Below are 7,377 nucleotides of genomic sequence, written 5' to 3' on the forward strand. Positions count from 1 at the left end.
CTTCTTGCATTGTTTTTGACAGTTTGCTAGAAGTATTAGCTTGAGTGGTCGCAGACAAAGTAATCTCCTCTACCAACTCACTGATCTGTGCACTCACATCCAATAAATCAGTCAGAGTTTTTCGCGCTCCTTTAACTAACTGAGTTCCTACCATTACCCGCTTGCGACCTACTATCATTGCCTTGACAACTTTGCTAGTATCAGATTGCATTTCTTCAACAATTTGTTCTATTTCTTGAGTAGCACTAGCTGACTGTTCAGCTAGAGAACGTACTTCACTAGCAACTGTAGCAAATCCTTGGTCATCTTGCCCCGCTCTGGTTGCCTCTACCGAAGCATTCAACGCCAAAATATTTGTTTGATTTGCCAAATCATTAATCAAATTCAGCACCCGTGAAATTTTCTTAGAAGTTTCCCCTAAATTTTTCACCTTCCGAGCGGTTGCCTCCACTGTTTTTTGAATTACCACAATTCCCTCCACACTACGGTTCATTGCAGCATCACTAGTTTGCAGAATCTGATTTGCTTGCTGCACCTTAGCTTCTGCCTGTTGAGCATTAGCAGCTACTGCTTTAACCGCATTTGTCATTACCTGAATTTGTCCAAGAGCATTAGTAATAGCTTCTGCTTGACGATGAGCTTCACCAGACAATTTTTCAATTTCAGCATTGTTACCTTCAGTTGTTGAACTCACAATATTTGTTGCTGACTTCACCTGTAGTACCAACTGCTGTAAGTTTTCAATCGTGGCATTAAAAAAGTCAGCCACAGTACCCATGACACCTACTGTTACATTAGCTCGTACTGTCAAATCTCCATCAAAAGAATTTTCTATTTCTGTCAAAAAAGTTTCTATTTGATTTTCTAATAATTCTTTACCCTTTTTTTGCTCCTGAGAGATAGTTTCTGCTGTTTTCCGAGCCTGGATTACCTGTTCTAATAGGAGAGCTTGTTCCAGGGTAGAACCCACTTGTAAAGCCAGTTGTTTGAAAACTTGGACTTCTGAATCTTGCCATTGTCTTGTATCAGAACATTGATGAGCGCCTAATAAACCATAAAGTTTTTGACCTACTAAAATTGGCACTACCACATTTGCTTTCACCTGCCATTTTTCCAACTGTTCTCGGTGACAGTCTGTTAAATTTGCCTTGTTAATATCTTCTGTGACTTGTACTCGACCTTGACGATAGGGTTCTACATACTCAGCAGGGAAACAGGGAATTTCTGTTTCCATCTCTGCAATCTTTGAGCAATTAGGTTTGACTGACTCATAAATAATTTTACCTTCCCAGTTTTCATCGAAACGATATATGACAATACGGTCAGCTTTCATCAGTACCAGTGATTCTTCTACAGTAGTTTGGAAAATTTTTTCCAATTCTAGAGATTCCCGGATACGGGAGCTAATTTCACTGAGTAACCGCGCTTGTTGAGTCACTGCTTGTTGTTGCTGTAGCAATAATGCTTGGTCTAATGCGTAACCAACTTGAATAGCTAATTGCTTAATTAAGTCAATTTCTAATGCTCCCCAGTAGCGAGGGGCAGAACATTGGTGGGCGATTAATAAACCATATAACTTTTTATCTGTGATAATGGGAGCTACTAAATTTGCCTTCACATTGAACTGTTCTAATTGTTTAATATGGCATTCTGTTAATCCAGCTTCACGGATATCATTGGTTGGTTTAACTCTCCCTTTCAGATATGGCTTAATATAACCTTGAGCAAAGCATGGGTCTACAATTTCAGCTCCTAATGCTTCTGGAAATCCGACTGTTACTGATTCTGCTATTATTGTACCTTTCCACTGAGGATCGAATTTATAGACCATAACTCGGTCTGCTTGAATAGCTTCTTGCAGATCCTCGACTGTAGTGTTCAAGATGTCTTGAGGGTTAAGAGATTTACGAATATTGGAGCTGATTTGATTGAGGGCAATAGCTTGTTTTGTAGCGGCTTGTTGCTGTTGTAATAATGTTACTTGGTCAAGGGCAAAACCTACCTGGGTGGCTAGTTGTTTAGTAAAGTCAATTTCTGATTCTTGCCACTTACGAGGTGCAGAACATTGATGTACGATTAGCAAACCGTGAAGTTTTTGTTCGGCGATGATGGGAGCAACAATATTAGCTTTAACGGCAAAAGGTTTTAAAAGTTGGATATGACATTCTCCTAATCCTGCTTCATCAATATTCTCTATTGTGCTAATTCGTCCTCGCAGATATGATTTGAGATAATTTTTTTTAAAGCAAGGCTCAGATATTTTTTTACCAAAAGCTTGAGGCCAAGCTCGATCTACTGACTCGGCTACTACTTTACCATTCCAGTCAGCATCAAATTGATAAAGTATGACGCGATCGGCTTCTAATGTACCGCGGGCTTCTTCTACAATAAGATCAAAAATCTCTTCGGCATTCTGGGAAGTCCGGAGTTTGATGCCAATTTCGTTTAAAAATCGAGCTTGCTTGGCAGCAGCTTGTTGTTTTTGCAATAGGTATGTTTGTTCTAGAGCATAACCTATTTGAATAGCCAACTTGCGAATTAAGTCAATTTCTAATTCTGTCCAGTCTCTAGGCCCTGTGCATTGATGGGCAATTAATAGACCTATGAGTTTTTTTTCTACTACTACGGGAGCAACTAAGTTAGCTTTTACTTCAAAGGGCTTAAGCTGATTAATATGGCACTCTGTTAGCCCAGCTTCGTAAATATTTTCTGTGGCTTTAACCCGTCCCCTTTGATAGGGTTGAACGTAGCGATCGGCAAAGCAAGGATCGGTTATTTCTGCCCCTATAGATTGTGGCCAGTCACTATTAACTGATTCTGCAATAATTTTGCCTTTCCACTGGGTATCAAATTCGTATATTATTACTCTGTCACAATCAAGAGCTTCGCGAGTTTCTTCAACTGAAATAGTGAGAATTTCTTGAACATTTGAAGATTGACGAATCTGGAAATTGATGTAATTAAGTTTTTGAGCTTGTTCGGTAGCTATTTTTTGTTTTGTTAGTAGTAGAGCTTGGTCTACAGCATAGCCTAGCTGAGTAGCGAGTTGCTGAAAAAATTCTATTTCTGATTCTACCCATTGTCGTGGTTCAGAACAATGATGGGCAATTAATAAGCCTAATAATTTTCCGTTGGCAAGAATGGGAGCGACTAAGTTAGCTCTAACAGCAAAAGGTTCTAGTTGACTGATGTGACATTCTGTTAATCCTGCTTCGTAGATATCAGCAGTCGCTTTTACCCGGCCTTTTTGATAAAACTCTACATAACGGTCTGCAAAGCAGGGGTCGGTAATTTCTGCCCCTATAGCTTGTGGCCAGTCACTATTAACTGATTCTGCAATAACTGTACCTTTCCAGTTTTTGTCAAATTGATAAACTACTACTCTATCTGTTTGTAGGGCAGATCTGACATCTTCTACTGCTGTTTTAAAGATGTCTTTTAAGTTGATATATTCCCGAATATGGGAAGTAATTTCGTTTAATAATTCTAATCGTTCGGCTGCTGCTCCTTCTTTTTCTATTAATACTTGAAGTTGATTAATTCTGACATCTATATTAGCCTGTAAGGCACCTAAATCTTCTATTAAAGTATTAGTTTTTCCTTTGATTCCTAATGATTTTTGATTAGTATCCTGTTCCCACACTTTTACTGGAACAATTGCTAATGATTCATTATTTCCTTGAGTATTTACAGTTTTTTGATCAGATTTGTTGTGGAAATTTTGGCTCATATTTTGCGTTCTATTTTCTGATTGGTTGGTTTTTCTAAAATTTGTCTGTGCCATAATTTTAGTTTTATTAATTATCAATAATTACTAATTATTTAACGGCTCTTGCTAATTTTTTTGTCTGATTTTTATTTCTTTGCTTTTTCTAAATATTGAATAATTTTTTCAATATCTACAATCATCATTTTTTCTCCCTCTGAGTTTGTACAAGTTCCCTTGATAAATTTTGCTACAGGAGAATTAACTTTTTTTTGTTTCAACAGGGTAATATTTTTAGTCTCAATATTTATCAACTCACCTACTTTTTGTACTAAAATACCTAGATAGTTATCTTTATATTTTACTTTTACTACCCGAAGTTTTTCCTGATTGTATCCAGTAGATAGTAAAGGATTAAATCCCATCAAATAAGCAATATCAATTAACCATATAATCTCGCCATGCCACTGAAAAACTCCTGCAACTACAGTTGGCATACCTGGTATTTGTAAGACTTTTCCGTAGTCTAAGGTCATAACTTCATCTAGGTCATCAGTAGATAGTATAGTTTGTAAAGTCCGATCAATTTCTATACATAAATATTGTATGCTACGGAATAATTGTTGTTTTTGCATTGACTTTAAGTGAAGACTTTAGTCATAAAAATTTATTTTTGTTAAACAACTATTTAATATCATGTTCCCCCTCCGGGGGAACATGATATTAAACAACTAATCGTCTTAATGTTGCTACAACTTCTTCTCGATTAATTGGTTTTGTCACATAAGCAGATGCACCTTGCTTCATACCCCATTTTTGATCTATTTTCCCTGATTTATTAGAACAAATAACAATTGGTATATGAGCTGTATTTTCTTGATTTTTTAGTTCCCTACACAGTCCATAACCACTTTGACCAGGTAATACCACGTCTGTTAAAATTGCGTCAAAAGTTTTTTGATTCAGCAAAGCTTTAGCTGCCTCTGCTGTGGTTACGCTCAATGCATCAAATCCTGACTTTTGTAGACATTCAGTCAAAATACTAGCTTCAGTTGGGTTATCTTCTACAATTAATATACTTGCTTTCATAACTTTCTAATTGTTATTTAATGTTTGTCCAAAATTTTACTTATATTAATAAATTTTTTGTTTGCCAGTTGAATTTTTAAGTGTTAGGCAAATGTTTTTGGATCATTTTTAAGATTTCTTCTGGTTTAGGAGGCTTACTCAAAAAGTCGGCTGCTCCTATTAATTTAGCCCGACTGCGGTCTATCACATTATTTCGATGGGTAAAAATAATGACTGGTATTTTTTCAAATGCTGGTGCTTTGCGTAAAAATTGATAGACAGTATAACCATTTGCATGAGGCATTTCTAGGTCAAGAAAAATTAAATCTGGTTTATATTCAGCTATTTTAACAAATCCTTTAATTGGATCTTGTATACTGATAAACCTATAACCAGCAGGTTGCAAAATTTTCTTTAATGTTTCAGTCACTACTGGGCTATCATCAATACAAGCAATTAATGATTGTTTTTTGGATGTAGTTTTGTCTGTACTTTTCTGAGAATTAGCTGTTGTTAAAGATGATTTTATAGGTGATGTTGATAAGTCTGGTACTGTTTTTAATTGAACTAATCCTTTTTTGACTAAAGGAAATAAAGTTTTAGTTACAGCTAATACTGATTTTCTTAGTTGATAGGCAATATCCCATATAGTTAGGTCCCCATGTAAGTATTTACCCCAACCAGATAAAGCTTCTGGTTTAACAGTTTTTGTCATGACAGGAACAAGATTGGGGTTAAGACTATTGAAACCTGCTTTTTGCCATAAATTTTGCATTTTATTAACTTTACTAAAAATTTCTTCTAGTTCTCTATAGCATAGAGCTAAACCTAAAGATAATTCTGATTTCTTATCTGGACTTTGCTCCCACTGGCATGTTAGATCTACGTAAAGACTCAGGGAAAATAATATTTCTAATGTGACAGTACGAATGACTTTTTTAGCCTGATAAAGAGTAATTTCATCTCTTGTTATTCCATCATATAGTAGAATATATTCCCAAGGTTTTTCTTGATCTGATAGTTGTAAAGTTATGGGTTTCCATTTAGGACAGTGCAATTCTATCCCTCGTTGCCAACGTCTCACTCTATGAAAGTTACCAGTAGTATAGAGTAATCTACCATAAAATATATAAATGTTTCCTTGTTTTGCATGGCTATTTAATAATAGGTTGCCGGTTGCCATTCTTTGACTAAGGATGTCTATTTCTTGTGCTAATTTGATTATTTTGTTGTTTGCAGACATGAATCTTAAAGGTTCAATATGAAAACTCGATCACCATTCGAGTTATGAATATTTGACAACATCATTTGTGGCCATCTGCTTAACTTTCTAGATTAGTTTTTCCTCTCAAGAAAATGACAATACAATAAAATTATTTTAATATTTTCTCCGTTAATCATATTATATTATGATTCTTAATATTTGAACAGAAAATAATTATTTAATACATTTTAAAAATGTTTTATTGTATTGATTGCATTAAAATCAGTAGTTTTTTTGTTTCATATGATCAAATAAACTAGATAATGGTCATAAATATTTAAACAGTAAAACTACGTTAATTTTATCATAAAATTAATATTATTAATCAAGAAATTGATTAATAATATTAAAATAAGTCGCTGAAAAAACACCATCGTTTATAGTTATAGTTGATTGACATCTATGATCATATATATAAATTATTCTACACTACTAAATCTAAGTATATTTACTTTGTGGACAATGTTTTTGACAGTCGCCTTATATATAGCAATCCGCGCATTGGTTGTGACAATTTTTATAATAGTTAATTGGAACTGAAAACCTTTACAATTATGACTCCTGATGACTGCTCCCTAACTGTTACCAAAATATTACAACTTAAATAGGATTGCTAAAAATTTATAAACGATCAAAGCCTTGCTATATTTTACTAATTAAATTACAAAATTCAAAAGCTAATGAACCTCTCAGGAATGTTAAGTTATCAGACCTCTAAACAAATTAAGTTAAATTAATATTTATGATGTAAATTCTAGGAGTGATAGCCACTTAAACATTTTTTTGCACTATGAATTTCTCATATACCCCCTTTTCAGAAGTTAGGATACATATTAGTTATTGAAGTATTGAAAAGGCGCAATCAAGATATATTGACGACCTTCAGCGATCGGTTAATATTTTTAACTTTGCACTTTTATAAGGAGTCTGTAGACACGGATTGACTTCCCTTGGGTATCTCTCATACACCTATAAATTTTCACTGATTCAATTCTTTAGAGTCAACAAAATATAGTAAAAGTATTACGAAATGATCAAAAGGCCACCTAAAGGCCATATTAAACACTTAAATTTTTGCTAATTTGAGACAAATATAAATAGTTACATTATGCTATGATTAATGTTGGTAAAAATAAAAGTATGTTGTATGTATAGCAGTGGAAGGAAAGGGTGTGGACATATGAAAAACTTAAAACTCAGACAACACAAGATTTTTCCAACTTCAGTCCTTCCTTCTGCAATACATATACTAGATAATAACTAGAATTAAACCCCCATCAAACAACCATAAGGGGGTTGGTAAGGGGGTGCTGGTTTCCCCACTCCTCCACAGGGTGGG

At 34.6% G+C, this 7,377-nt stretch carries 4 protein-coding genes; all 4 read right to left on the reverse strand.

Features of this window, described 5'->3' with window-relative positions; translation table 11 throughout:
* On the reverse strand, window positions 1-3,784 hold a 3,784-nt coding region (locus tag D5R40_RS28605), incomplete at its 3' end, for a GAF domain-containing protein (RefSeq protein WP_124155565.1).
* 71 nt (window positions 3,785-3,855) lie between these two features.
* On the reverse strand, window positions 3,856-4,341 hold the full coding sequence (locus D5R40_RS28610) for a chemotaxis protein CheW (protein ID WP_124155566.1): 486 nt from the start codon (window positions 4,339-4,341) through the stop codon (window positions 3,856-3,858).
* A gap of 88 nt (window positions 4,342-4,429) precedes the next feature.
* Window positions 4,430-4,795 carry a response regulator transcription factor gene (locus D5R40_RS28615; protein WP_124147492.1) on the reverse strand — a complete coding sequence of 122 codons (366 nt, stop codon included), beginning with the start codon at window positions 4,793-4,795 and terminating at the stop codon, window positions 4,430-4,432.
* A 76-nt stretch (window positions 4,796-4,871) separates the two neighbouring features.
* Complete coding sequence (locus D5R40_RS28620; RefSeq protein ID WP_124155567.1) at window positions 4,872-6,017, reverse strand: response regulator; 1,146 nt, start codon at window positions 6,015-6,017, stop codon at window positions 4,872-4,874.
* Window positions 6,018-7,377 lie beyond the last annotated feature (1,360 nt).

Origin of the sequence: Okeania hirsuta, assembly GCF_003838195.1 — a bacterium.
Classification (GTDB): Bacteria; Cyanobacteriota; Cyanobacteriia; order Cyanobacteriales; family Microcoleaceae; genus Okeania; species Okeania hirsuta.